The organism is Pseudomonas sp. UBA5706, from assembly GCF_002419965.1.
GTDB lineage: Bacteria > Pseudomonadota > Gammaproteobacteria > Pseudomonadales > Pseudomonadaceae > Aquipseudomonas.
This window is the reverse complement of record NZ_DIHC01000007.1, coordinates 32345-58548: the sequence shown is the minus strand read 5'-3', so window position 1 is coordinate 58548 and position 26204 is coordinate 32345. Positions and strand designations below refer to the sequence as shown.

General features: G+C 60.6%; 24 protein-coding genes. 16 read left to right on the top strand and 8 right to left on the bottom strand.

Annotation, left to right across the window (positions count from 1 at the left end; all coding sequences use genetic code 11):
• Positions 1-192 precede the first annotated feature (192 nt).
• Both B3I26_RS03705 and B3I26_RS03700 read right to left on the bottom strand, forming a co-directional pair.
• Entirely contained in the window at positions 193-1773 is a 1581-nt protein-coding gene (locus B3I26_RS03705; RefSeq protein ID WP_296255159.1) for a rhodanese-related sulfurtransferase, read from the bottom strand.
• Positions 1773-2378, bottom strand: coding sequence for a cysteine dioxygenase (locus B3I26_RS03700; protein WP_296255158.1), 606 nt, complete (start codon positions 2376-2378; stop codon positions 1773-1775). Before B3I26_RS03700 ends, B3I26_RS03705 begins: the two co-directional genes overlap by 1 nt.
• Before the next feature lie 202 nt (positions 2379-2580).
• Here B3I26_RS03700 and B3I26_RS03695 point away from each other — a divergent pair, with 202 nt between their 5' ends.
• Both B3I26_RS03695 and B3I26_RS03690 read left to right on the top strand, forming a co-directional pair.
• Positions 2581-3486 carry a LysR family transcriptional regulator gene (locus B3I26_RS03695; RefSeq protein WP_296255156.1) on the top strand — a complete coding sequence of 302 codons (906 nt, stop codon included), beginning with the start codon at positions 2581-2583 and terminating at the stop codon, positions 3484-3486.
• A gap of 122 nt (positions 3487-3608) precedes the next feature.
• A complete protein-coding gene (locus B3I26_RS03690) occupies positions 3609-4409 on the top strand; it encodes a class II aldolase/adducin family protein (protein ID WP_296255155.1) in 801 nt (266 codons plus the stop codon).
• Positions 4410-4626: 217 nt separating this feature from the next.
• Here B3I26_RS03690 and B3I26_RS03685 read toward each other — a convergent pair whose 3' ends face one another.
• Positions 4627-5715 (bottom strand): LLM class flavin-dependent oxidoreductase, encoded by a 1089-nt coding sequence (locus B3I26_RS03685; protein ID WP_296255154.1) that lies wholly within the window; start codon positions 5713-5715, stop codon positions 4627-4629.
• Between the two features lie 288 nt (positions 5716-6003).
• Here B3I26_RS03685 and B3I26_RS03680 point away from each other — a divergent pair, with 288 nt between their 5' ends.
• Positions 6004-7026: an ABC transporter substrate-binding protein gene (locus B3I26_RS03680; protein ID WP_409522077.1), complete on the top strand. Its 1023-nt coding sequence runs from the start codon at positions 6004-6006 to the stop codon at positions 7024-7026.
• Positions 7027-7129: 103 nt separating this feature from the next.
• On the opposite strand, the gene B3I26_RS03675 is transcribed toward B3I26_RS03680, so the two are convergent.
• The 3 genes from B3I26_RS03675 to B3I26_RS03665 form a co-directional block, all read right to left on the bottom strand.
• Positions 7130-7540 (bottom strand): PA2817 family protein, encoded by a 411-nt coding sequence (locus B3I26_RS03675; RefSeq protein WP_296255152.1) that lies wholly within the window; start codon positions 7538-7540, stop codon positions 7130-7132.
• Between the two features lie 108 nt (positions 7541-7648).
• On the bottom strand, positions 7649-7864 hold the full coding sequence (locus B3I26_RS03670) for a hypothetical protein (RefSeq protein ID WP_296255151.1): 216 nt from the start codon (positions 7862-7864) through the stop codon (positions 7649-7651).
• Between the two features lie 192 nt (positions 7865-8056).
• Complete coding sequence (locus B3I26_RS03665; protein ID WP_296255150.1) at positions 8057-10501, bottom strand: acyl-CoA dehydrogenase; 2445 nt, start codon at positions 10499-10501, stop codon at positions 8057-8059.
• 15 nt (positions 10502-10516) lie between these two features.
• On the opposite strand from B3I26_RS03665, the gene B3I26_RS03660 reads away from it, so the two are divergent.
• The 3 genes from B3I26_RS03660 to B3I26_RS03650 all read left to right on the top strand — a co-directional run bounded on the left by B3I26_RS03660 (position 10517) and on the right by B3I26_RS03650 (position 12674).
• Entirely contained in the window at positions 10517-10666 is a 150-nt protein-coding gene (locus B3I26_RS03660; protein ID WP_296255148.1) for a hypothetical protein, read from the top strand.
• Positions 10667-10965: 299 nt separating this feature from the next.
• The gene (locus B3I26_RS03655) at positions 10966-11898 is read left to right on the top strand and encodes an ABC transporter ATP-binding protein (protein WP_296255147.1); all 933 of its coding nucleotides are present in this window, start codon (positions 10966-10968) and stop codon (positions 11896-11898) included.
• Positions 11895-12674 carry an ABC transporter permease gene (locus B3I26_RS03650; RefSeq protein WP_296255146.1) on the top strand — a complete coding sequence of 260 codons (780 nt, stop codon included), beginning with the start codon at positions 11895-11897 and terminating at the stop codon, positions 12672-12674. The genes B3I26_RS03655 and B3I26_RS03650 overlap by 4 nt, the downstream gene beginning before the upstream one ends.
• 106 nt (positions 12675-12780) lie before the next feature.
• Here the strand turns inward: B3I26_RS03650 and B3I26_RS03645 are convergent, their stop codons facing one another.
• Positions 12781-13302: a DUF2062 domain-containing protein gene (locus B3I26_RS03645; protein WP_296255144.1), complete on the bottom strand. Its 522-nt coding sequence runs from the start codon at positions 13300-13302 to the stop codon at positions 12781-12783.
• A gap of 154 nt (positions 13303-13456) precedes the next feature.
• On the opposite strand from B3I26_RS03645, the gene B3I26_RS03640 reads away from it, so the two are divergent.
• The 8 genes from B3I26_RS03640 (at position 13457) to B3I26_RS03605 (ending at position 20550) form a co-directional block, all read left to right on the top strand.
• A complete protein-coding gene (locus tag B3I26_RS03640) occupies positions 13457-15673 on the top strand; it encodes a DNA internalization-related competence protein ComEC/Rec2 (RefSeq protein WP_296255143.1) in 2217 nt (738 codons plus the stop codon).
• 93 nt (positions 15674-15766) lie between these two features.
• Positions 15767-16441 carry a MotA/TolQ/ExbB proton channel family protein gene (locus B3I26_RS03635; protein ID WP_296255141.1) on the top strand — a complete coding sequence of 225 codons (675 nt, stop codon included), beginning with the start codon at positions 15767-15769 and terminating at the stop codon, positions 16439-16441.
• Positions 16438-16869 (top strand): ExbD/TolR family protein, encoded by a 432-nt coding sequence (locus B3I26_RS03630; RefSeq protein ID WP_296255139.1) that lies wholly within the window; start codon positions 16438-16440, stop codon positions 16867-16869. Before B3I26_RS03635 ends, B3I26_RS03630 begins: the two co-directional genes overlap by 4 nt.
• Complete coding sequence (gene lpxK / locus B3I26_RS03625; protein WP_296255137.1) at positions 16869-17864, top strand: tetraacyldisaccharide 4'-kinase; 996 nt, start codon at positions 16869-16871, stop codon at positions 17862-17864. The genes B3I26_RS03630 and lpxK overlap by 1 nt, the downstream gene beginning before the upstream one ends.
• Before the next feature lie 17 nt (positions 17865-17881).
• Positions 17882-18067: a Trm112 family protein gene (locus B3I26_RS03620; RefSeq protein WP_003174668.1), complete on the top strand. Its 186-nt coding sequence runs from the start codon at positions 17882-17884 to the stop codon at positions 18065-18067.
• A complete protein-coding gene (gene kdsB, locus B3I26_RS03615) occupies positions 18064-18828 on the top strand; it encodes a 3-deoxy-manno-octulosonate cytidylyltransferase (protein WP_296255136.1) in 765 nt (254 codons plus the stop codon). The genes B3I26_RS03620 and kdsB overlap by 4 nt, the downstream gene beginning before the upstream one ends.
• A gap of 46 nt (positions 18829-18874) precedes the next feature.
• Entirely contained in the window at positions 18875-19894 is a 1020-nt protein-coding gene (murB, locus tag B3I26_RS03610) for a UDP-N-acetylmuramate dehydrogenase (protein ID WP_296255135.1), read from the top strand.
• 62 nt (positions 19895-19956) lie between these two features.
• Entirely contained in the window at positions 19957-20550 is a 594-nt protein-coding gene (locus B3I26_RS03605) for a nucleotidyltransferase family protein (protein WP_296255134.1), read from the top strand.
• A gap of 82 nt (positions 20551-20632) precedes the next feature.
• Here the strand turns inward: B3I26_RS03605 and rne are convergent, their stop codons facing one another.
• Positions 20633-23857 carry a ribonuclease E gene (gene rne / locus B3I26_RS03600; protein ID WP_296255132.1) on the bottom strand — a complete coding sequence of 1075 codons (3225 nt, stop codon included), beginning with the start codon at positions 23855-23857 and terminating at the stop codon, positions 20633-20635.
• A 716-nt stretch (positions 23858-24573) separates the two neighbouring features.
• Between rne and rluC the strand changes: the two genes are divergently transcribed.
• Entirely contained in the window at positions 24574-25533 is a 960-nt protein-coding gene (gene rluC / locus B3I26_RS03595) for a 23S rRNA pseudouridine(955/2504/2580) synthase RluC (RefSeq protein ID WP_296255130.1), read from the top strand.
• A complete protein-coding gene (locus tag B3I26_RS03590) occupies positions 25523-26203 on the top strand; it encodes an HAD-IA family hydrolase (RefSeq protein ID WP_296255129.1) in 681 nt (226 codons plus the stop codon). The genes rluC and B3I26_RS03590 overlap by 11 nt, the downstream gene beginning before the upstream one ends.
• The last annotated feature ends 1 nt before the right edge of the window (position 26204 follow it).

Sequence of the window (26204 nt, the reverse complement as noted above, 5' to 3'; positions counted from 1 at the left end):
CGCAGCAGAAGTATCTTTTGGTTATATGCTAATTATGTTAATAAATAATTTTTAATAATCTATAATATGAATTTATTGCATCTAATCCGCTGTGCCGCCTTGTGTGATAGGGCTACGCGGCTGGCAGCCGCAGACGTATCTGCAGTCGCCACGGTCTGCACGCCGCGCAGCCATGAGTTGGTACTGCAATGGCTAGATCACGTTGAACCCGTGGGTGCCGTCTCGAGCCAGTTGTTTCACCAGCCCAAACTCCCAGTCCAGATACGCCTGCATCGCTTCGCGTGGGGCGTCGGTGCCTTCATAGGGACGGCGGTAGCGATCGATGCGCGGGGAGGCCAGGTGGGTTTCGCCGCTTTCCAGCGCCAACCCGGCGTCGATCCAGCTGGCCGTGCCGTCCTTGAGCAGAAACACCGGTTTGCCCGTCAGCGCCTCCACTTCCGGCACTGCCAGCCGCGCCAGCTTGCTGCTACCACACGTCAGCACGTACTGCTCGGCGGCGGGGATTTTGCGCAAGGCGCTGGACAGGTCCGCGCGCAGGGTCCACCAGGCACCGGGAATATGCTGCTTCACGTAGTTGGCGCTGGTGGTGAAATCCAGAACCGCCACACTGCCGTGCTGTTGCCAGTGACGCAGCGTATCGGCGCTGATTTCCTCCACTTGCCACGGCGTTGGCGTGGGCGCATTCCATGGGCCTTTTTCGCTGAAGTCCTGGCGCCGCAGGTCGTCAAGCACAAACACTTCCCAACCCAGCTGCGCCAACCACGAGGCTGACATATTGGCCCGCACCCCATCATCGTCGGCCAAGGCAATCCGCGCGCCGCGCACGCTGGCGTAATGATCGGTTTCCTGCACCAACTGGCCGCCTGGTGTTGAGCGAGCCCCGGGCAAATGGCCGGCTTCGAACTCCTCCGGCGTACGCACATCGAACAGGTATGTGGTGCGCGTCGTCTCGGCCTGCCAGGCATGCAGGTCGTTGCGCTTGCCGCGTTTCACTCCGGCCTTGTCAGCCACGTTCCGGGCATCGGCACGAGCAATCGCCAGCGTCTTGTCGCTGACGGCAGGGAAGCGCCGCGCCTGGCCATGGTCCAGCGTCTGGCCTGCCAGCAACCAGCCGATGGTGCCATTGCGCAAGGCGCAGATCGGGTTGGGCAGGCCGGCGTTAACCAATGACTGCGTGCCGATGATGCTGCGCGTGCGGCCTGCGCAGTTGACGATGATGCGCGTCTTGGGGTCGGGCGCCAGCTCACGGGCACGCAATACCAGTTCGGCGCCGGGGACGCTGACGCCGGTGGGAATACTCATGGTCTGGTATTCGTCGAAGCGCCGGGCGTCGAGCACCACGACATCGGCTTTGCTGTCGAGCAGTTGCTTTACGTCCTCGGCGGCCAGCGACGGGGTATGGCGATGGTGTTCCACCAGCTCACCAAACGCCTTGCTCGGCACGTTGACGTCGATGAACAGTTCACCACCTGCCTCACGCCAGCCCTGCAAGCCACCTTCGAGCGCCTTGACGTCGCTGTAACCCAGATCCGCAAGGCGCGCCAGCGCTGGCTGAACCAGGCCCTCGCCGTTGTCATAAAGCGTGATGGCGGTATCGCGGCGGGGGATGCGCGACAGCACTTCCAGCTCCAGTTTCGACAGCGGGATATTGGCAGCGAACAGCGGGTGGGCTTCGGCGAACGGCGCTTCTTCACGCACGTCCACCAAAGCCACTTCCTCACCGGCCAGCAACGCGTTGCGAATATCGGCGAATGATCGTGTGCTTTGAGTCATTAGGCTTGGTTCTCTTTGGACAGGTCCCAGATGTTCGGGAGGTAGGCGTTCGAATAGCCGGAGATGAATCGTTTTTCGCTGCCGTCGGGTTGATAAACGGCACGCTCCACCGCGCCGATATTGGCACCGTAGACATGAATGCTGATCGATACCTGGTCATCGTAGGCGTTGCTGACCTGATGGATGTCATTGCTGCTCGGTGACAGCGCTTCGACGTGCCCGGGCTCAAGGCGCACGGCTGCCCCTTCCGGCTCCAGGCGACCGTCAGCACTTCGGGCAAAGCCTTGGGAATACTCGGCGCCGCGCAACATGCCGATCAGTCCCCAGACGCGATGATCGTGAATAGGCGTTCGTTGCCCCGGTCCCCAGACAAAGCTGACGATCGAGAAGCGCTGGCGCGAATCGGCGTGCAGCAGAAACTGCTGATATCGGGCAGCGTCGGCGATGGCATATTGCTCGGGCAGCCAGTCGTCGTAGCGCACCAGTTGCCCCAGCAATTTGCCCCCGCGATGCAGCAGATCACCTTCGCGCGGATGGCTGTCGATCAATTCGGCCAATGCGCCGATGAAAGCCCGGAGTCTTTCAGGGTGTCGGGGTGAGGTCATGTCCATTCCGTATCAACGCCAAGGCAGATTCGATAAATGAATATAAGCATAGTGGCGGCAGTTAATATGCTATTTATTGATGATTAGGTTATAACGAAAACGCATTTCATAACGTTCGGGCAGGTGACCGGGGTATCCAGCCAGCGGTTTTGGAATTATGCTTTTTGCCTATCTTGTCCCTCTTTTTCCATGTGCGAACCGAATGAAAATTGATGAAATCGATGCCTTCGTGGCGGTGATTCGCTGCCAGTCGATCAGCCACGCGGCCGAGTCACTGGACCTGACGCAGCCGGCGATTACCCGCCGCGTGCAGAATTTCGAGCAAGCATTGGGCGTCGAATTGTTCGACCGCAATACCAAGCCGCTCAAGCCCACAGCGATGGGACTGCAGGTCTATCAGAAGTGCTTGGCCATCCTGCGGGAAATGGACTCGCTACGTGAACTGGTGGCGAGCGATACCCCGCCCAGCGGCCTGCTGCGCCTGGGAGTGCCGCAAACCATAGGTGATGTGGTGCTCCTCGATGCGCTAAAGCACTTGCGTGGGGAGTTTCCAGATCTGCGGGCGCAGGTGGTCACGGGCTGGGGCAGTCATCTGATCGGCAAGATCGAAAACGGCGAGCTCGATGCCGCGGCGGCATTATTCCCGGCCGGCAAGATTTTTCCCGAAGGCATCATTGGTCAGTCCATCGGCAAGATGGAGCTGGTGGTGGTCTGTGCAAAAGACCGGTTGCCGAAGAAAACTATCAAGCTGGCTGAATGTTACGACCAAGGCTTCGTGCTGAACCCGGACGGCTGCGGCTTCCGGGCCGGCTTGCAGCGTACGCTGGCCGATCAAGGCCTGGGCATGAAGGTTAATCTGGAAACCTTTGGCACTGAACTGCAGTTGGGGCTGGTGGCTGACGGCATGGGCCTGGGTCTGGTGCCGCGTCCGTTGTTCGAGCGCAGCGCGCACCGCGAACTGCTGGCGATAGTGCCTCTTAAGGACTTCAAGCCGGTGATGGATCTGTGGCTGATCTATCCCCGGTTTCTCGGCAACCTCCAGGCTCCTGTCGCTTGCTTCGGTGCGTTGGTGGCCAATGCGTTGAAGCAGGCGCGGCAGGCGGCGTGAACCGGCCCTGTGGAAATGAAAAATATTGATAATTAGCTTAGAAGAAAATGTGATTGTTAAACGTTTTCCGACGCGCATAGGCTCCCTTGACACGTCTAGTCACCACCCACAGGGAGTCATGCATGAGCCATGTCAGTGCTTTGCCCGTTCAAACCAGTTCCAGCGATGTGCGTGATCGAGTCAGCCCCGAAGAGTGGGAGGTACGGGTCAAGCTTGCAGCGGCCTACCGCATCGCTGCGCACAAGCGCTGGACCGACCACATCTACACTCACTTTTCGGCACGCGTGCCCGGCCCTGAAGAGCACTTCCTGATCAACGCCTTCGGGCTGCTGTTCGACGAAATCACGGCGTCCAACCTGGTCAAGGTCGACATCGACGGCACCCTCGTCGACGACCCGACCGGCCTGGGCATCAACCATGCAGGCTACGTCATCCACAGCGCCATTCACGCAGCGCGACCCGACCTGCAAGCCGTGCTGCACACGCATACCCGCGATGGCGTCGCGGTGTCGGCGCAGAAGAACGGCCTGCTCCTGATCTCTCAGCATTCCCTCGGTTTTTCAGGGCGCGTGGCCTATCACGGTTATGAAGGCATCGCCCAAGACCTGGGTGAGCGCGAGCGGCTGGTGGCGGATCTGGGCGACAAGCATGTGATGATCCTGCGCAACCATGGCCTGCTCACTGCGGGGCTTAGCGTGGAGCACGCTTTTCAATTGCTGCACAACCTGGAATACGCCTGCAACATCCAGATCGCCGCGCAAGCGGCAGGCAACGCCGAACTGATCTTTCCGCCGCAGGAAGTGGTGAGCAAAGTCGAAGAACAGGCCAAGGTCTTCAAAAGCGGCACCGGGCCGGGCGTGACCCGGCACTGGAATGCGTTGATCCGCGAGCTGGACCGGCAGGGCACCGGGTATCAGCAATAGAGACCGTTTTCAGCGGATCACGATCTGGCTACTGCCCGGAGGGCGCAGGCGCGCGCTGGCTCGTGATCTGCCGCGCCGCACCAGCAAATCCCGCATGCTTTTTGCCTCACATATTCAAGGTGTCTGGTTTGTTGCCGGTTCCCGGCAGGTCACAGGCAAGCTTGCACCTACGACCGTTGGCCAGAATCGAAAGCGTTAGCTGCCATTGCTGCGTTGCTCAGGCCACTTTCTCACTTCTTTCCCGCTCGCGTCTGGCCACCCGTTCTCGGGTCAAGGGGATAAGCTGCTTGCCGTAATCGATCGCATCTTCCAACGGGTCGAAACCCCGAATCAGAAAGGTGGTAATCCCCAGGTCGTAATAGTCGAGCAACGCCTCGGCCACTTGCTCGGCAGTGCCTACCAGCGAGGTCGAGTTGCCTTTGGCGCCCAGCAGCCCGGCGATGCCTGTCCAAAGACGTTTGTCCAGACGTGTCCCTTGGGCCGCCGCCGCAAGCAAACGCTTGGAGCCCTCGTTGGCGGGTTCCCGACGCGGAATTCCGGACGCCTGCGCCAGCGCCTTGGCACGCTCCAGAATGTTCTCGGCGCGGGCCCAGGCCAGTTCTTCGGTCTCGGCCAGAATCGGCCGCAGTGACAGGCTGAAACGTACCGTGCGCCCATGCTTGGCCGCTTCGGCGCGAACCTGTTTGACGATATCCCTGACCTGCTCATAGGTTTCACCCCACAAGGCATACACATCGGCGTGCTTGCCCGCGACCTCGATGGCCGCCTGTGATGCGCCGCCGAAGTACAGCGGAATGTGTGGCTGCTGGGGCGATTTGACCAGTGAATGCGCGCCTTGGACCTGGTAATAGGTGCCGTGATGATCGAACGGCTTTTGCGCCGTCCATTCCTGACGTACCACGCTTAAATATTCGTCGGTACGGGCATAGCGTTCGTCCTTGCCGATGAAGCTGCCGTCGGCCCGCAGCTCTTGGTCGTCGCCGCCGGTAATGATGTGCACGGCGGTACGCCCGCCACTGAATACGTCCAGCGTGGCGAATTGACGGGCCGCTACGGTCGGCGAAATGAAACCCGGACGGTGGGCGATCAGAAACTTCAATTTCGTGGTCACGCTGACCGCATGGGCGGCAATGAATGCGCTGTCCGGACTGTTGGAATGATAAGCCACCAGCGCGCGATCAAAACCGGCTTCTTCATGGGCACGCGCGACCTTTTCAACGTATTCAGGTTGGACCGTCTGACCACTGCGTGGGTGAATTTCCGAGAAAGGCTGGGTGGCGATGTAACCGATGAATTCAACGCTCATGGGCAATACCTTGTCTTTTATGGACCGAAGAAGCGCGGGCTGTCGCCCGAGACCTGTCAGCAACATAGGGGTATGGCGCGGCGCTGTGAAATTCGATCTGGCGCTAAGCTAATTATAAAAACAACGCATTAAAAAAGATAAAAATATCAAATAAGCTGAGTATTAGCTTATTTCCACTGGGCATTTCACGAGGCTTTTTTATGCGCTTAGGATGAGTCCCATCTTTGGGCGCGCTATTTGAGCGGGTTCGTTTCTGCTTTCCAACGGGTTCTACAAGGATGTCGGCGCATGGGTTCTATCAGTCGCAATTTGGCTCGTCAGAGTGTCGCTGCTTTGTTGTGGTTCACCACGCTGACGCTGGTCGGCTGCGATAACACGGGCAATCAACAGGTGTCAGCCGCTGAGGCGGTCGATTGGTCGAAGGTCACGCTGATCCTCGGTGACCAGGCCAAGGGGTTACGCACGGTGGTCGACGCGTCCAAAGCCTTGGAGGGTATTCCCTACCAGGTCCAATGGGCCAACTTCCAGGGCGCGGCGCCGCTATTCGAAGCGTTACGGGCCGGAGCGGTGGATCTGGCCCCTGCTGGTGATACACCGGTACTTGCGGCCGCGACCGGAGGCACGCCACTGCGCATCGTCGCCGTGCGCCGCGGTCAGGGACGCAGCGTCGGGATTCTGGTGCCGCCTGAGTCGGACATCAGAACCGTGGCTGATCTCAAAGGCCGTAGCGTTTCGATTTCTTCGGCTCGGGGCAGCATCTCGCAGTACCTGCTGATTCGCGCGCTGGAAGATGCCGGTGTCAAGGAATCCGAGGTCAATATTGGCTTCGTCATGCCGACCGATGCATTGTCGGCCTTCCACGCAGGCAAAATCGACGCCTGGGCGACCTTCGGCATCTATCAGGCGTTCGCCGAGGAAAATGGCGCACGGCTGTTGTTGAGCGGGGAGGGGATTAATACGGGGCTGACCTTTATAACCGCGTCGGACGAGGCGCTGGCAGACCCGCTCAAGCGTCAGGCCCTCAACGATGTCCTGCAGCGTCTGGCCAAGGCGTTTGACTGGGCCAAGGCCAATCCGGAGCAGTACGCCCAAGTGTTTTCCAGCGCCAACACCGTGCCCTTGCCGGTGTCGCAGCGCTTGCAGGGTTGGGGGGTGGAGTCGCTGCAGCCCGTCGAGGCGTCAGACGTCACGGCGTTGCAAGGGGTCGATGACCTGTTCGTGGCGAAGAAAATATTCCCGCAGGCGGTACAGGTTTCAGGGCTGGTGGATAGAGAGGTATTCCCGAGTGCGCACGGGGTGTTGTTGAAGTAGCCACTGCTGGGCTTACTGGCTTGTGCCGCCTTGCGGTGGCGCCGTTAACATCGCTGCCGCCGGCGCGTCGTGCAGGTTCAGCGCAGAGCCAGGCATCGCTGGATCAATGTCGCGGCTCATCCTGCCCCATGGCCAGCAACTGCTTCTCTTGATCCCAATCGAACGGTTCTTCGTTCTCCTGGGCCTCGAAACGGCGCTCCTCCAGCGCGGTGTACAGGTCGATTTCTTCGTCGGGCATGAAGTGCAGGCAGTCGCCGCCGAAGTACCAGAGCAGGTCGCGCGGCACTAGATGGGCGATCTGCGGGTAGCGCTGGATAACCTGGCACAGCAGGTCCTGACCCAGGTACTGGCTTTCGATCGGTTCGCGTGGCAGCAGCTCGATCAGCTCGTCATAACGTTCCAGGAACAGCGAGTGACTTTCTTCGGGCACCTGTTCGGCTTCACCCAGCGCGACCAGAATGCCGCGCAGGTGCGTTAGCAGGTTGAGAGTGCGGTCGAGATTGGCGTCGGCCATGATGAAGTCCTTAGAGACAAAAACAGGCGCGAGAGTATAGATCCCGGAGCAGGGCACCGATACCCCAATGAGGACTGCGGTGATGGCCGTCGCGCTCGCCGCGTCAGCTCAATGCCATAAACCGGCCAGATAACGATGCCCGGCCTCGGTCAAGGCCAACTGAGTGAAGGCCAGGCCGCAGCTGTAGTCAGGGCAGGGTTGGCGCGTGACGAAACCGATGAGCAACAGAGTCTGCAGAGTCTGGGCAGGTTTGCCACTGTAACGATTTTCCCCCGAGGCAATTTCAGCGAGCAGGCAGCGGTGAGTCATGCGTTGGTCGATCATGATGCGTCCCCTTGGTGTTTTCTTGTTGTTATCAGGGAGTGTAGGACAGTCTTCGGCGGATGTGCACGCTAGAGCGGTATTGGAGGGTGCGAGCGTCGTTTTACCTGTAGCAGCACGGCTTGCCGGCGGTGGCGTCCTTGCGGGCACTGTCGCCGACTGGCCTTACTGTTGCACAGGTGCTGCTGTCGTCCGTCAGCGAATCTTGCCTTCAGTGGCGGTCAATGCCTGTTTATCAAAATCATCGACATCGATCACTTTGCGTCGCGCCGCTTCGGCGGTGCGTAATTTCTCGGCCTCGGCCGGCTGAAGCACGCCTGCATTGAGCGCCGCATCGATCAGGTGCTCGCCTCCAGTGGCCTTCACCTGACCGCTCTTGATGCCCTGATGCAGCTTGGTATGCAGGGCCTTGGCATCACCCAGCAGATCCGCTGCATGCTGCAGCGCGCCCACCGGATCGCTTGCCGAGGTCGGGCGATAGCAGCCCGTGAGCACCGACTCCAGTGCCGGGTCGCCCTTGCTGTGGCCGATGATTTCCGCAACCTGGGCATCCAGCGCATCCGACGGGCCTTTGTGCCGACGGCCCAGCGGGAACACGATGACCCGCAGCAGAGTGCCGAAAATCCGGTTCGGGAAGTTGGTGAGCAGTTCGTCCAATGCGCGCTCCGACTCGCCGAGCGCCTCCTCCATGGACCAGCGAAACAGCGGAATCAGTGCTTCGGGATAGTCAAGATCATGGAAACGCTTGAGGGCCGCTGACGCCAGGTACAGATGGCTCAACACATCGCCAAGCCGGGCCGACAGTCGCTCGCGGCGTTTCAGTTCGCCGCCCAGCAGCATCATGCTCAAGTCGGCGAGCATGGCGAAAGCCGCCGCCTGACGGTTGAGCGCGCGGAAATAGCCCTGGCTCAGGCTGTCCCCTGGCATGCGTTCGAAATGACCGAGCCCCAGGTTGAGAACCAGTGTGCTGGCCGCGTTGCGCACCGCAAAGCCGATGTGTTGCAGCAGCAGGTCATCGAACTCAACCACCGCGCGGTCATGATCCTCACGTCCCGCCAAGGCCATTTCCTTCAGCACGAAGGGATGGCAGCGGATGGCGCCTTGACCGAAGATCATTAGGTTGCGCGACAGAATGTTCGCGCCTTCGACCGTAATGAAGATCGGCGCGCCTTGCCACGAACGACCCAGATAATTGTTCGGGCCCATGATGATGCCCTTGCCGCCGTGCACATCCATCGCGTGGGTGATGCACTCGCGACCACGTTCGGTGAGGTGGTATTTCAAAATCGCCGACAACACCGAGGGTTTCTCGCCCAGGTCCACGGCATTGGCCGTCAACATTCGAGCGCTGTCCATCAACCAAGCGTTGCCGCCAATGCGTGCCAAGGACTCCTGAATGCCTTCGAAAGCGGCCAGCGGTACGTTGAATTGTTCGCGAATCCGGGTGTACTGGCCGGTCACCAGACTGGTGTATTTGGCGGCGCCGGTGCCGACCGCCGGAAGGGAAATCGAACGACCCACTGACAGGCAATTCATCAGCATCATCCAGCCCTTGCCCAGCATGTCCTGACCCCCGATCAGGTAGTCCAGAGGGATGAACACGTCCTTGCCAGCGTTGGGGCCGTTCATGAAGGCCGCCCCCAACGGCAGGTGACGACGACCGATTTCCACGCCGGGCGTGTCGGTCGGGATCAGCGCCAGGCTGATGCCCAGGTCTTCCTGCTCGCCTAACAGATGCTCAGGGTCGAACGCCTTAAAGGCCAGGCCGAGCAGGGTCGCGACCGGGCCAAGGGTGATGTAGCGCTTTTCCCAATTCAGGCGCAGGCCGATGACTTCTTCGCCCTGCCACTGGCCCTTGCAGATAATACCGGTGTCAGGCATTGCACCGGCATCCGAACCCGCCAGTGGTCCGGTAAGGGCAAAGCAGGGGATATCGTCCCCACGTGCCAGGCGCGGCAGGTAATGGTTGCGTTGCGCGTCGGTGCCGTAATGCAGCAACAGCTCAGCAGGGCCCAGAGAGTTGGGCACCATCACGGTGGAGGCGAGGTCGCCGCTGCGGGTCGCCAGTTTCATCGCCACCTGGGAGTGGGCGTAGGCTGAAAAACCCTTGCCGCCGTATTCCTTGGGAATGATCAGGGCGAAAAAGCCGTGTTCCTTGATGTGTGCCCAGGCTTGGGGTGGAAGGTCCATGGCCTGACCGATTTCCCAGTCGCTGACCAGCGCGCAAAGTTCATTGGTCGGCCCGTCGATAAAGGCTTGTTCTTCCTCGGTCAGTTGGCTCTTCGGGTAGGCAAGCAGGGTGTCCCAATTGGGCCGACCGCTGAACAGTTCGCCGTCCCACCACACCGTGCCTGCATCGATGGCATCGCGCTCGGTAGCGGACATCGGCGGCAGCACTTTCTGAAACCAGGCGAACATCGGCGTGCTGAAATATTTGCGCCGCAGATCAGGCAAGGCCAGGGGCAGCGCAACGGACAGCCACAGCAGCCACGGGATGATCATCCAGCCATGGGCATGACTGAACGTACCCATCGCCAGCAGGTACACCGCCACGATGCCCAAGGCAGGAAAAGCGGCAACGCGCCGATGGGCCAGCCAGGCCACGCCGATTACCAAAACCACGATCCACAACACCAGCATAAGAATCCCTCCAGGATGATGGCGAAATTGAACGCCATCGACATCGCGAGCAGCCGCTCTGGCCCGCGCATCGATAGTGACCCCGTGGCTGTGGAGGAGTTCGAGCGCTGGCCGATGCGCTTTTACATGTGGCTCGAATACCCCCGGGCGCTGCTGTCGGGTTAGACTGCGGACCGCAGGTATATGCCTGCAAGCGCCGCCAGCGCATGCAAATCAAGCAGCATGATATTCCTTCAACATTCGCGATACGCTGCGGTCGAACGAGAACGGCGCTGACCGCGTTAGATTAATAACGACTATCAATAGAACTCGCTGTACTTGCACGGCGCTGGCACGCAACATTGTTCCTCTTCGCCGCTTGCAACGGATCGTTTCGGCAATAGCGGTTTGCGTGATAGGTCAGTGCGACTGCCCGACTTTGTATTTGTCTTTTCCCTTCTTTCATTATTGGTGTGTTTTCAGTCATGAGTTCAGCTTTGTCCATCCGGCAGCTAACCAAGACCTACGGCAACGGTTTCCAGGCCCTCAAGGGCATCGATCTGGACGTCGCCGAGGGTGATTTCTTCGCTTTGCTCGGCCCCAACGGTGCCGGCAAATCCACCACCATCGGGATCATTTCGACCCTGGTCAACAAAACCACGGGCACGGTGAACATCTTCGGTCATGACCTGGATCGCAATCCTGCGCAGCTCAAGCGCTCGATCGGCGTGGTGCCCCAGGAATTCAACTTCAACCAGTTCGAGAAGACCTTCGACATCGTCGTGACGCAGGCGGGCTACTACGGCATCCCGCCAAAGATCGCCAAGGAGCGCGCCGAGCAGTACCTGACCCAGTTGGGGTTGTGGGACAAACGCGATGTGCCGTCGCGTTCGTTGTCCGGCGGCATGAAGCGGCGTTTGATGATCGCCCGCGCACTCATCCACGAGCCGCGCCTGTTGATCCTCGACGAACCGACCGCAGGCGTTGATATCGAACTGCGCCGTTCGATGTGGACCTTTCTCACCGAGCTGAACGAGAAGGGCATCACCATCATCCTCACCACGCACTATCTGGAAGAGGCTGAGCAGCTGTGCCGCAATATCGGCATCATCGATCACGGCACCATCATCGAAAACACCGGCATGAAGACCCTGCTCAACAAGCTGTACGTCGAGACCTTCTTGCTGGACCTGAAAGATCCGATGCACAGCGCGCCGCAGCTGGCAGGCTACCCGTCACGGCTGGTAGATGAGCACACGCTGGAAGTGCAGGTCGATAAGACCATTGGCATCACCGCGCTGTTCGCACAACTGGCGCTGCAGAACGTTCAGGTGCTAAGCCTGCGCAATAAAACCAATCGGCTTGAGGAGTTGTTCGTGGGCCTGGTCGAGAAAAATCTGGCGAAGGTGGCGATATGAGTTCGGAACTGCGCCCCAACCTGGTCGCCTTGAATACCATTGTCTACCGTGAAGTCCGCCGTTTCGTGCGGATCTGGCCGCAGACCCTGCTGCCGCCGGCGATCACCATGGTTCTGTACTTCGTGATCTTCGGCAACCTGATTGGCCGGCAGATTGGCGACATGGGTGGTTTCACCTACATGCAGTACATCGTGCCGGGGCTGATCATGATGTCGGTCATCACCAACTCCTACGGCAACGTGGTGTCCAGCTTCTTCGGTGCCAAGTTCCAACGTTCGGTGGAGGAACTGATGGTTTCGCCGGTATCCCCGCACACGATCTTGATCGGTTACGCCTTGGGCGGCATGCTGCGCGGCTTGATGGTAGGGGTCATCGTTACCCTCCTGTCGATGTTTTTCACTGATCTGCAGGTTCATCATTTGGGCGTCACCATTGTGGTGGTGGTGTTGACGGCGACGATCTTCTCGCTGCTGGGCTTCATCAACGCCGTGTTTGCACGTAATTTCGACGACATCTCGATCATCCCGACCTTCGTGTTGACGCCGCTGACCTATCTGGGCGGGGTGTTTTACTCGATCAACCTGCTGCCGCCGTTCTGGCAGACCGTGTCGCTGGCCAACCCGGTGCTGCACATGGTGAACGCCTTCCGATTCGGCATTCTGGGCGTATCGGATATCAAGATCAGCGTAGCCTTGGCGTTCATGGTCATCGCGACCATCGTCCTGTATTTGGGCTGCGCACGGTTGTTGGTCAGCGGGCGCGGCATGCGGCAATAGCCGAACGCACCGACTGCGGCCTGCTCGATGTCCGGCGCGCCGCATGAGCTGTAGCACAGTCCGGCTTGTTGACGGTGACCAGGACGCATCGTCGGCAAGCCGACCTTTACAAGCGCTTGCGAGCTTGCCTGCGCGCTTTCCACTGCCGCCCCACCCACCAGCGCCAGTACGCCATTGTTCCAAAATATCCCACCAGGCCCAGCACAACGCCCGCAACCACCGAGCCCAGCAGAAGCGGCTGCCACAGCGTCGCCAGCTGTCCGCTGATCCAGTCCCAATTCAGCTCCTGCGCAAAGGCGCGCGGTGGCACGCCCATCAGCAACGCGCCGAGTTTGTAGGTGCAATAGAACACCGGCGGCATGGTTAGCGGGTTGGTCAGCCAGCATAGGCTCACGGCAATCGGCATATTGGCGCGCACCCGGATCGCCAGAAGAGCGGCCAACAACATCTGCAAGGGCATCGGCATCAGGGCTGCGAACAGACCGATGCCCATGGCCCTGGCCACCGAACGACGATTGAGGTGCCACAGGTTGGGGTCGTGCAGCAGTGTGCCGAGAAAACGTAAGGATTTATGTTCCCTGATGCGCTTCGGATCGGGCATGTATCGCTTGATCAGGTGACGTGGCATACAGGAAATCCGGGGCTTTGGGCGGGGAGTTCGGGCAAGTATGCATGGATAGGCGCGGATGGAAATTCAGACATTGTGACAATTAATAAATGCGCGCCCCGATCAATGCGCTAAGTCATGAGGGTGAATTTCATCGGTCGATAAGGGAAGTCTCATGCGCACAGGGATGGTGGCGCTTGCACTGGGAATGCTGGCCATGCGCTTTTTGCCGGTATTGCCGCCGGTCTGGTTGATGCTGATGATGCCGGTGGTCGCGCTGATGCTGCTGCCGTTTCGCAGCTACCCGCTGGCGTTGTTCCTGTTCGGGTTGACCTGGGCCTGTGTGTCGGCCAAGTCCGCATTGGACGACCGCCTGCCCGAACGATTCGACGGTAAGACGCTTTGGCTTGAAGGCAAGGTCGTGGGCTTGCCTCAAAACGTCAACGGTGTGGTGCGTTTTCAGCTGCAAGACCCGGTCTCGCGTCGCACCCGCTTGCCCCAGCGGATGCGCATTGCCTGGTATGGCGGCCCGACGCTGAGCAGTGGCGAGCACTGGCGCCTGGCGGTCAAGCTCAAGCGCCCGGGCGGCTTGGTCAATCCCGGCGCCTTCGATTATGAAGCCTGGCTGCTGGCGCAACGTATCGGTGCAACGGGTACGGTGGTCGACGGGCAATTGCTCAAACCGGCCGAACAGCCTTGGCGTGAGCGGATCCGGCAACGCATATTGGCTGTCGACGCACAGGGGTATGAAGGCGGGCTGACGGCGCTGGTGCTGGGTGATGATTCGGGCTTGAGTCCTGCTGATTGGCAGGTGTTACAGGACACCGGGACCGTGCATCTCCTGGTGATTTCCGGCACCCACATTGGTCTGCTCGCCGGTCTGCTCTATGGCTTGGTCGCGGGATTGGCACGCTGGGGCCTTTGGCCGCGGTGGCTGCCCTGGCTGCCCTGTGCGTGCGCGCTGGCGTTGAGCGGCGCATTGGCTTACGGCTTTCTCGCCGGGTTTGAAGTGCCGGTGCAGCGTGCCTGTGTGATGCTTGGGCTGGTACTTCTCTGGCGCGTACGTTTTCGCCATCTTGGCGTGGTTATGCCGTTGTTGATCGCGCTGAATCTGGTGCTGGTCGCCGAACCCCTGATTACCCTGCGTCCGGGTTTCTGGCTGTCCTTCGGCGCGGTGGCGATTCTGATGCTGATTTTCAGCGCCCGCCTGGGCGCCTGGAGCTGGCTGCGCAGTTGGACGCGGGCGCAATGGCTGATCGCACTGGGGTTGCTGCCGGTACTGCTGGCACTGAGCCTGCCCGTCAGCCTGAGCGGCCCACTGGTGAATTTGATCGCGGTGCCCTGGGTCAGCGTCTTCATCCTGCCGCTGGCGCTGTTCGGCACGCTTTTGCTGGCACTGGCTCCCATTGGCGAAACATTGCTCTGGCTTGCCGGCGGTTCGATGCATGGTCTGTTCCACTTTCTAAGCGTCATGGCGGGCTTCGTCCCCGCGTGGACCGGCCCTGCCGTGCCGGCCTGGGTTTGGCCGCTGAGCCTGCTCGGCACGCTCATGTTATTGCTGCCCACTGGCGTGCCGTTGCGCCCGCTGGGTTGGCCGATGCTGCTGCTGTGCGTGTTCGCACCGCAAAAAAATATCCCCTTGGGCGAAGTCGAGGTGCTGCAACTGGACGTGGGCCAGGGCCTGGCAATCCTGCTGCGTACCCGCGATCACACACTGCTGTATGACGCCGGTCCGCGCTTCGGCGATTTTGACATTGGCGAGCGCGTGGTACTGCCGGCGATTCGTCGCGCAGGCGTCAGGCAGTTGGACCTCATGCTGCTCAGCCACGCCGATGCCGACCATGCCGGAGGGGCGTCAGCGATCCGGCAGGCGTTACCGGTGACGCGGGTCCTGGGCGGTGATACCGAGCGAATGCCGCCAGCATTGGCGGTGCAGCGGTGTCGAAATGGCGAGACCTGGACGTGGGACCAAGTGACCTTCGCCACCTGGATCTGGGAGGATGCCGCGCCAGGCAACCAGGCGTCATGCGTGCTGAGTGTCGACGCGGGCGGCGAGCGTCTGTTGTTGACCGGTGACATCGACGTCCACGCCGAGCGCGCAATGCTGGAGCAGGGGTTCGACGTGCGCGCCCATTGGTTGCAGTCGCCCCATCACGGTAGCCGTAGCTCATCGTCGAAGCGATTCCTGCAGGCCGTTTCTCCTCGTGGGGTGCTGATTTCCCGGGGCCGCAACAACGCGTTCGGCCATCCGCATCCGCTGGTCATGTCGCGTTATCGCTGGCTGGACCTGGAGGTGCACGACAGTGCCGAAGTCGGCGCCATTACCTTGCAATTAGGGACGTTCGGCGAAGTGCGCAGCGAGCGCGCCGTGCGCCGCTTCTGGCGCGAATGAAAGGGCGGTTATTCATCGGCGTTGACGAGTCGGCGATGCGAGGCGCCGACCGTATGTTAGAGTAGCGCCACTTTTTTACGGGGGGTGGTCGCTGTGTGGGAGCTGGTCAAATCGGGTGGCTGGATGATGCTGCCGATCATTTTGAGTTCCATCGCCGCCGTCGGGATCATAATCGAGCGTCTATGGACCCTGCGCGCCAGCCGCATCACGCCACCGCATCTGCTCGGCCAGGTGTGGCGCTGGATTCAGGACAAGCAACTGAGCAGCGACAAACTCAAGGAACTGCGCGCCGATTCGCCGTTGGGTGAAATCCTTGCTGCAGGCCTGGCCAACTCCCGTCATGGTCGCGAAATCATGAAAGAGTGCATTGAAGAGGCCGCGGCGCGAGTCATCCACGAACTGGAACGCTACCTGCCTGCGCTCGGCACCATCGCCGCAATGGCACCGCTGCTGGGGCTGCTGGGCACCGTGCTGGGCATGATCGACATCTTCAGCTCGTTCACCAGCACCGGCATGACCGGCAACGCAGGCATGCTGGCTGGCGGTATCGCCAAGGCGCTGATCTGTACCGCGTCGGGCCTGACCGTCGCCATTCCGACCATCTTCTTCCATCGTTACCTGCAAAGCCGCGTCGACGAACTGGTGGTTGGCATGGAACAGGAAGCGATCAAGCTTGTAGAAGTCGTGCAGGGCGATCGCGATGTCGACCTGACCGACGCCAAGCCTGACCTCAAGGCCGCCGCCCGGGGCGAGGGTCGCAAGAAGTGAAATTCCGTCGTCGCAAACCACGGGAGACCATCGACATCAATCTGGTGTCGCTGATCGACGTGGTGTTCATTCTGTTGCTGTTCTTCGTGGTGACCACCACCTTTACCCGCGAGACCCAGCTGCGGGTGGATCTGCCGCAAGCGGTAACAGGGGCCTCGGCCGACGATGTCGATAAAAAGCACTTGGACATCACCATCGATGCCGACGGCGTCTACTCGGTAAACAACACGCTGCTGGGCGACAGCAAGCTGCAAACCCTGATCGACGCGCTGCAGAAAGAGTCGGCTGGCGACACCAGCCTGCCATTATCCATCAGCGCCGACGGCAAGACCCCGCACCAGGCCGTGATCACGGCGATGGATGCCGCGGGCAAGCTGGGTTTCGCCCATTTGCGCATGACCACCGTCGAGGCCGCATCGGCTAACTGATGGCACTGACTGACCGCTTGCTTGACGCCTGGTACAACGGCCATCCGGCGCTGACGCTGTTGCGGCCGGCGGAAGCCTTGTATCGCCGCGTGGTCATGGGCAAGCGGGCGCGTTTCGTTGCCGGGCAGGGCACTATCTACCGAGCTCCGGTGCCGGTCATCGTCGTCGGCAACATCACGGTTGGCGGCACCGGAAAGACGCCGCTGATCCTGTGGATGATCGAACATTGTCGCAAGCAGGGCCTGCGGGTCGGCGTGGTCAGTCGCGGCTATGGCGCCGAGCCGCCAAGCCTGCCGTGGCGCGTGCTGGCACGGCAAAGCGCCGATCAGGCCGGTGACGAGCCCCTGTTGATCGTCAAGCGCACCGGGGTGCCGCTGATGATCGATCCTGATCGTTCCCAGGCCGTGCGCGCGCTGCTGGCCGAAGAGCCACTGGATCTGATTCTGTCTGACGATGGCCTGCAGCACTATCGCCTCGCCCGGGACCTGGAGCTGGTGCTGATCGACGCCGCCCGAGGACTGGGAAATCGCCGATGCCTGCCTGCCGGGCCGTTGCGCGAGCCCGTAGAGCGCCTGCGCAGCGTAGATGCCCTGCTGTACAACGGCGCCAGCAAAGACCGCGACGATGGTTACGCCTTCACATTACAGCCCGCTGCGCTGGTGAACGTGCTCACTGGCGAGCGTCAACCCGTGAGTTATTTTCCGGCCGGGCAGGCGCTGCATGCAGTGGCTGGAATCGGTAATCCGCAACGTTTCTTCAACACCCTCGAAGGACTACACTGGCGGCCTGTTCCCCATGCGTTCGCCGATCATGCCCAGTTCAGCGCATCGGCGTTAGCGTTCACGCCGACCCTGCCGTTGGTCATGACCGAAAAAGACGCCGTAAAATGCACCTCCTTCGCGGCGCCCGACTGGTGGTACCTGGCCGTTGAGGCCGTGCCGTCCGCGGCGTTCGTCAGTTGGTTCGATTCGCAGTTAACCCGGCTTCTGCCATGACTCGCTCAGGATTTTTTATGGACACCAAATTGCTCGACATTCTCGCTTGCCCGATCTGCAAAGGTCCGCTCAAGCTCAGCGCCGACAAAACCGAGCTGATCAGCAAAGGCGCAGGCTTGGCTTATCCAATTCGCGACGGCATTCCAGTGATGCTGGAAAGCGAAGCGCGCACCCTGACCACTGACGAGCGTCTGGACAAATGACAGCAGCGTTCACCGTCGTCATCCCTGCACGCTATGGCTCCAGCCGCTTTCCAGGCAAGCCGCTGGAAACCATCGCCGGCAAGCCGATGATCCAGCACGTCTGGGAACAGGCACGCAAGAGCAGTGCCCAGCGCGTTGTGGTGGCCACTGATGATCAGCGCATCGTCAAGGCCTGCCAGGCGTTCGGCGCCGACGTGCTGATGACCCGTGACGACCACAACTCCGGCACCGATCGTCTGGCCGAAGTCGCGTCGCTGCTAGGGTTGGCCCATGACGCCATCGTGGTTAACGTGCAAGGCGACGAGCCGATGATTCCGCCAGCGGTGATTGATCAAGTGGCCGATAATCTGGCCTTGCACCCTGAAGCACGAATGTCCACATTGGCCGAGCCTATCGACGACGTCACCGCGTTATTCAACCCCAACGTGGTCAAGGTCAGCTCGGACATCAATGGTCTGGCCCTGACCTTCAGCCGCGCACCGCTGCCGTGGGCGCGAGATGCCCTGGCCAAAAGCCGCGATCAGTTGCCCGAAGGCGTGCCATATCGGCGGCATATCGGCATCTACGCCTATCGCGCCGGTTTCCTGCATGACTTCGTCAGCTGGGGCCCATGCTCACTGGAAAACACCGAGAACCTCGAACAGCTGCGTGCCCTATGGCATGGCGTACGAATTCACGTCGCCGATGCACTGGAAGCCCCACCGGCCGGTGTCGACACCGCTGAAGACCTGGAGCGCGTCCGGCGCTTGCTGGAGGCCTGAACGCCATGGCTCTCTGGATTCACATCGTTTTCGCGCAGGTTCTCCCATGAGCCTGCAGGTCCAACCCCACGTTTCGCTCCAGCCGTTCAATACCTTCGGTGTGAATGTACGCGCTCGGTTGTTCGCCGAGGCCCACACCGACGCGGACGTCCGAGAGGCTCTGGCCTATGCGGCGGAGCACGAGGTCGAGGTGCTGGTGATCGGCGGCGGCAGCAACCTGCTGCTCACTCAGGACATCGACGCGCTGGTGCTACGCATGGCCAGTCGTGGCATTCGCATCATCCGCGAAGACTGCAGCATGGCGGTCGTCGAAGCGGAGGCCGGCGAGCCTTGGCATCCATTCGTACAGGACATGTTGGCGCGGGGATTGTCGGGACTGGAAAACCTCAGCCTGATCCCAGGTACCGTCGGCGCTGCACCGATGCAGAATATCGGCGCTTATGGCGTCGAGTTGAAGGATGTCTTCGACAGCCTGATTGCGCTGGATCGACAGACCGGTGAAACGCGGGAGTTTTCCCTGGCCGACTGTGCCTTCGGCTATCGCGACAGCGTGTTCAAGCATTCGATTGGCCGCTGGCTGATCCTGCGAGTGCGCTTTCGTTTGAGCTTCACCGCACACCTAAAGCTGGATTACGGTCCGGTGCGTCAGCGCCTTGAACAGCAGGGGATCAAGGAGCCGACGCCGATCCACGTCAGCCGGGCGATCTGCGCCATTCGCGGCGAGAAACTGCCCGATCCAGCGGTGCTGGGCAATGCCGGTAGTTTTTTCAAAAATCCCTTGGTGTCAGCCGACGTCGCAGCCCGCATCCGAGAAACCTATCCCGGCGTGGTGGCTTATCCGCAAGCCGACGGCCAGGTGAAGCTGGCTGCGGGATGGCTCATCGAGCAGGCCGGCTGGAAGGGTTTTCGTGACGGCGATGCCGGTGTCCACGCGCAGCAGTCGCTGGTGTTGGTCAATTACGGCGGAGCGTCCGGGCGTGACTTGCTCAACCTGGCAAAACGGATTCAAGTCGATATTTCCGAACGTTTCGGGGTCTCGCTGGAAATGGAACCTAACCTCTACTGAGCGGCTGTAAAATGTCGCCTTTGCCGCTGCGCCGTAAGAACGATCCCGAATAGAGGCAGAGCATGAGTCAGACCCTATGCGCCATTGTCCTCGCCGCCGGTCAGGGAAGCCGCTATCGAAGCGTGGCAGGTGCTCATTGCAACAAGCTCCTGGCGCAATGCACGGGGCGTGACGGCGTCGAGCGCTCGGTGCTCGAACATGTTCTGCTTAGTGTGCATCCGGTGGTCGACAAGATCGTGCTGTTGACGCGTCCTCATTACTCCAGCGTTGCAGAGCTTGGCTTGCGTCATGGCTGCAAGGTGGTGGTGCTGGGTTCGCCAGGCATGGGCGACAGTATTGCGACTGCCGTTTCGGCGGAGCCCGACCAGAGTGGTTGGCTGATCGTGCTAGGCGACATGCCTTTTATTCATGTGGATACACTCAAACGCGTGGCCGACTCTATTGAGCCTGACGCGATCAGCGTGCCTGTGCATCGTGGGCAATTCGGACATCCCGTCGGGTTTGGTCGCCGATTCGGTCCTGCACTGATGGGCCTGGCGGGAGAGAAGGGTGCGAAGCGCCTATTCCAAGGGGCCGCGGTGAAAGAAATCATGGTTGTCGACCCCGGCGTGTTGTGGGATGTGGACGTGCCATCGGCTTTGAATTTCAAGCCTTAGCCACTGACGTCGTGCACAGCATCTGACAGGCATAAAAAAGCCCCACCTGCTCACACAGGTGGGGCTTTTCATTTACCGAAGATTACGAAAGAGGCTTAGGCTCTTGGTTCTCTTCGACTTTTTCAGCGTGCTCGGCAACCGCATGCTGCACCGGCGCGACAGACTCGTCGGCGACCGGGGCGTGAGTGGCGACGGGGGTGTCGAACTCTGGCGGTGTGGCGGTGTTGGCTTGCGCTTCTTTCTGCAAGCGCTCGGCCTCCAGTCGACGGCGGCGAACCTCACGAGGGTCGTTCGGCGCGCGACCGTTGCTGGCTTTTGGCTGGGCAGGCTTTTCAATCGTCTCTGGCGCTGGGGCCGCAGCAGCTTCGAGCGCCACCGGGGCTGCGACGATTTCCGGCGCGGCAGTCTGGGCAGGTGCCTCGACGACCGGAGTTTTCACCACCGGATGTTCGGCGACTGGCTCTGCAACCGGCTCAGCAGCTTTCGGCGTTTCTGTAGACGCTAATGGCGCTTCGGCTACGGCAGCTGGAGCTGGTACTTCTACAGGAGCGTGAGTGGCAGTTGGAGCCTCAACGACAACAGGCGCCTGTTCCGCAGCCGGGACGTCGGTTTGCTCAGCTTCGGCTGCAGCTTTCACCTGACGCTCGAACGGGCTCAGAGAAGCGTCAAACTGCGCCACCTCAACCTCCGGCATAACCGAACGTTGGGTGGTGGCAGCTTGCTCTTCCGCAACCGGGCTCTCGACGGCCGGCGTCTCGACCGGTGTTTGTACCACTGGCGTTTCAGCCGTTTCGGCAGGGGCTGCTTCCGGTGCAGGGGCATCGATCGATGCGGTGGCGCGCTCGGCCTGACGATTAGCGTCAGCTTCTGCAGGGGCGCTGATCGCGGTATGCGCGACAGCAGCAGTGACAGCTACGCCCGCTGCGATCTCTACGCTGCTACCTTCGCTGCTAGCACCTTCGTTCGACGGTTCCAGAGCCTCTTGCGCATCTTCACCTTCCGCGCCTTCGATGACGTCACCGTTGGCATCACGCTGGCGTTCACGGCGGTTGCTGCGACGACGCTGCCCACGGGAACGACGACGAGGACGATCACCTTCGGCATGCTCCTGATTGTCATCCTGCTGCTCTTCGTTGTTCAGCAGTGTTTCGTCATCGGCGATGGCTGCAACCTGTTCGGCACGTGGTTGACGTTCTTCACGTGGTGGACGCGGCTGGCGTTCTTCACGCGGTGCGCGCTCTGGACGTTCTTCACGAGGCACATTGACAGCCGGAGCCGCGTCCAGTGGTTCGCGCAGTTCACGTACGCGTTCTTCGCGAGGCTTGCGATCCTCACGGCCAGCGCGAGGGGCGCGTTCGGCACGTGCCGGACGCTCTTCGCGCGGCGCAACCGTTTCGTCACGGTTTTCACGTGGTTCACGGGCAGCACGTTCTTCACGCGGTGCACGCTCTTCACGTGGCTTGCGCTCTTCATCGCGGCGACCGTTACGGCTGCGGCTCTGCTGGCGACCGTTGCGACGCTCTTCGTTGCGGGCAGGGCGCTCGGCGGCCGGTTTCTCAACCACGACGGCCGGGGCGATAGGCTCCTCCTTGGTCGCGAACAGGCTGACCAAGGATTTAACCAGTCCTTTGAACAGGCTTGGCTCATGGGCCACAGGCGCCGGTGCCACCGGTGCGGCGGCGATTTCGGTCGGTACTGGAGCGTTGGCGCGTGCAGGGGCGGTCTTGACTGCAGCTTCCTGGCGAACCAGGGTGCGGGTGGCGGCAGCTGGCTGCACTTCTTCGACTTCGGCTGCGGCCGCGGCGATTTCGTAGCTGGACTGCAGGCTGTGGGCTTCCGGGCTGTCATCGCGCAGACGCTGCACTTCGAAATGCGGCGTTTCGAGGTGATCGTTCGGCAGAATGATGATACGTGCACGAGTGCGCAGTTCGATCTTGGTGATCGAGTTGCGTTTTTCGTTGAGCAGGAATGCGGCGACCGGGATCGGCACCTGAGCGCGTACTTCAGCGGTGCGGTCTTTCAGGGCTTCTTCTTCGATCAGGCGCAGGATCGCCAGCGACAGCGACTCGACGTCACGGATGATCCCGGTACCGTTGCAACGCGGGCAGACAATGCCGCTGCTCTCGCCCAAGGAGGGGCGCAGGCGTTGACGGGACATTTCCAGCAGGCCGAAGCGTGAAATGCGACCCACCTGCACGCGGGCGCGGTCAGCTTCCAGGCTTTCGCGGACTTTCTCTTCCACCGCGCGCTGGTTCTTGGCAGGAGTCATGTCGATGAAGTCGATGACGATCAGGCCGCCGATGTCACGCAGACGCAATTGACGGGCGATTTCCTCAGCCGCTTCAAGGTTGGTCTGCAGCGCGGTCTCTTCGATGTCGCTGCCTTTGGTGGCGCGCGCCGAGTTGATGTCGATGGACACCAGGGCTTCGGTCGGATCGATGACGATGGAACCACCGGAAGGCAGTTCGACCACACGCTGGAAGGCGGTTTCGATCTGGCTTTCGATCTGGAAGCGGTTGAACAGCGGAACGCTGTCTTCGTAGAGCTTGATCTTGCTGGCGTACTGCGGCATTACCTGGCGGATGAAGGTCAGGGCTTCTTCCTGGGCTTCGACGCTGTCGATCAGCACTTCGCCGATGTCCTGGCGCAGGTAGTCGCGGATGGCGCGAATGATGACGTTGCTTTCCTGGTAGATCAGGAACGGAGCAGCGCGATCCAGGGACGCTTCCTTGATGGCGGTCCACAGTTGCAGCAGGTAATCGAGGTCCCACTGCATTTCTTCGCTGCTGCGGCCAAGGCCGGCAGTGCGCACGATCAGGCCCATGTCCGCCGGGGCGATCAGGCCATTGAGCGCTTCACGCAGTTCGTTGCGCTCTTCGCCTTCGATGCGCCGGGAGATGCCGCCGGCGCGCGGATTGTTCGGCATCAGCACCAGGTAACGACCGGCCAGGCTGATGAAGGTGGTCAGGGCTGCGCCCTTGTTGCCACGCTCTTCTTTCTCGACCTGGACGATGACTTCCTGGCCTTCGCTCAGGACGTCCTTGATATTGACGCGACCTTCCGGGGATTTCTTGAAGTATTCGCGGGAGATTTCTTTCAGCGGCAGAAAACCATGGCGCTCGGAGCCGAAGTCGACGAAGGCCGCTTCAAGGCTCGGCTCGATACGCGTAATCCGGCCTTTATAGATGTTGGCCTTCTTCTGCTCGCGGGCCCCGGATTCGATGTCCAGGTCGTATAGGCGCTGGCCGTCTACCAGCGCAACACGCAACTCTTCGGGTTGAGTTGCGTTAATCAGCATTCTTTTCATGTAGTACCGTCGGTTTCCGGGCTGCCGGAAACGGCGTTCGGCACACACGACTTCTCACGGTCGGTGTCAGGGCGCGTCAGGAGTGCTTGGACACTCCAGTGTCTAGCGATATCCGGCCAGCGGGGCCGTAGTCGCGACGACGTTTCCTGCTTGCTGTGGTGACAAATGACACCCTGTCAGCAAAAGCTTTGTCAGGAGGAGGAATCAACCATCGGTAGCGGACGATATGAAGCGTCTTGAATAAAACCTTTTGCTACACAGTCCGACGGTTGTGCGTCTCCACCCCACACGTATCCCTGATAATTCGGGTGCTGCCGCGCGCTGAATCCGCAGCGGGTTTGCATTTACGCGAGCTTCGGTGGGAAGTTCGCGCCTCATGGCTCAAATTAAGGCGTGGTTTCCGAAACATTCGCCCGGAGCGATCGCCAGCGACTGCACTTTGTGAACTGGCCTTGAACGTGGGCCTCGATGGCGAGTGATTCACTCTGCGATCGGGCTTGTTTCAGGCCTCATGTCACCTGCGCTCGTTACGCTCACTGATCTTCCGTTGTCACCGAAAGCCTCGTAGGACGGCCTCGCGCCCTCGTGAATTGCGTTGGTCAGGGCCGGCTGTCATACCGTTTATCCTCTGCCCAGGCCGCTTTTGGCGGCGTTCGCGACTATAGCAGCAATCATTAAGTGCTTCAAATCCATAAAAAATTGTTATGATTTGCGCCATGACGAATATCACCCCCCCAACCCCCGGCGTTCAGCTGGTAGAGGTTGCGCCGGAACTTGCCGGTCAACGCATCGATAATTTTCTGATCACGTACCTCAAGGGCGTTCCCAAGACCTTGATTTACCGCATATTGCGCAAAGGCGAGGTGCGTGTGAACAAAGGGCGGATCAAGCCCGAGTACAAGCTTCAGGCTGGCGACATCGTGCGCGTTCCACCTGTCCGGGTGCCTGAGCGGGACGAGCCTGTGCCAGTCGCCCAAGGCTTGCTGCAGCGTCTGGAGGCAGCCATCGTGCATGAAGACAAAGGCCTGATTGTGCTCAACAAACCCGCGGGTATCGCGGTTCATGGCGGCAGTGGCCTGAGTTTCGGTGTCATCGAAGCCTTTCGTCAGTTGCGTCCGGACGCAAAAGAGCTGGAGCTGGTCCACCGCCTGGACCGCGATACCTCCGGTCTGCTGATGATCGCCAAGAAACGCAGCATGCTGCGTCATCTGCACGAGCAATTGCGCGGCGATGGCGTCGACAAGCGTTACATGGCGCTGGTTCGTGGCAACTGGCCGACCTCGCAGAAGCAGGTTCGCGCGCCACTGCTCAAGAGCAACCTGCGCTCTGGCGAGCGCATGGTCGAAGTCAATGAAGAAGGCAAGGAAGCGCTGACCCTGTTCAAGGTGCTGCGCCGCTTCGGCGATTTCGCGACCATGGTGGAGGCGCGTCCGATCACCGGGCGTACCCATCAGATTCGTGTGCACGCATTGCACGCTGGCCATAGCATCGCCGGTGACAGCAAATACGGCGATGAAGACTTCACTCGCGAAATTCGCGACCTGGGTGGCAAACGGCTATTCCTGCACGCTTATGCCCTGACCGTGCCGCTGCCTGATGGTGGCGAGCTGAAACTGGAAGCGCCCGTCGATGAGATGTGGGCCAAGACCGTGGAGCGACTGTTGAGTGCGCCCTGATTACCAATTGCTGATATTCGATTGGGATGGCACGCTGTCCGATTCCATTGGTCGTATCGTCGATGCGATGCACCAGGCCGCCAGGCTTGCCGGGCGCCCCGTATGCGACGATCTTGCTATCAAAGGCATTATCGGTCTGGGACTACCTGAGGCGATTCGTACGCTCTACCCGGATATCACGAGCAATGACCTGATAGATTTTCGCCAGCACTATGTCGACAGCTACATGTCCATGGATGCAGAGCCCTCGGCACTGTTCGATGGTGTGTTGGAGTCGCTGGAGGCGTTTCGTGCCCAGGGCTATCGCATGGCGGTGGCAACCGGCAAGGCTCGACGCGGGCTGGATCGCGTGCTTAATGCTCACGGCTGGATCGATTATTTCGACGCTACTCGTGCTGCCGATGAAACCGCCAGCAAGCCAGACCCGCTGATGCTTAATGAAATCCTGCAGCACTGTGGTGTTGCGCCGCAAAAGGCGCTGATGATCGGCGATGCCTCGTTCGATCTGCTGATGGCGCGCAATGCAGGCATGGATTCGGTGGCTGTGGGTTACGGTGCCCAGGCGCTGGACTCTCTATTGCAATACGAGCCGCGGCTGGCGATCGAGCATTTTTCCGAACTGCGTACATGGCTGGATGTGCGTACTGCCGAATCTTCGTTGTTGGGGTAAT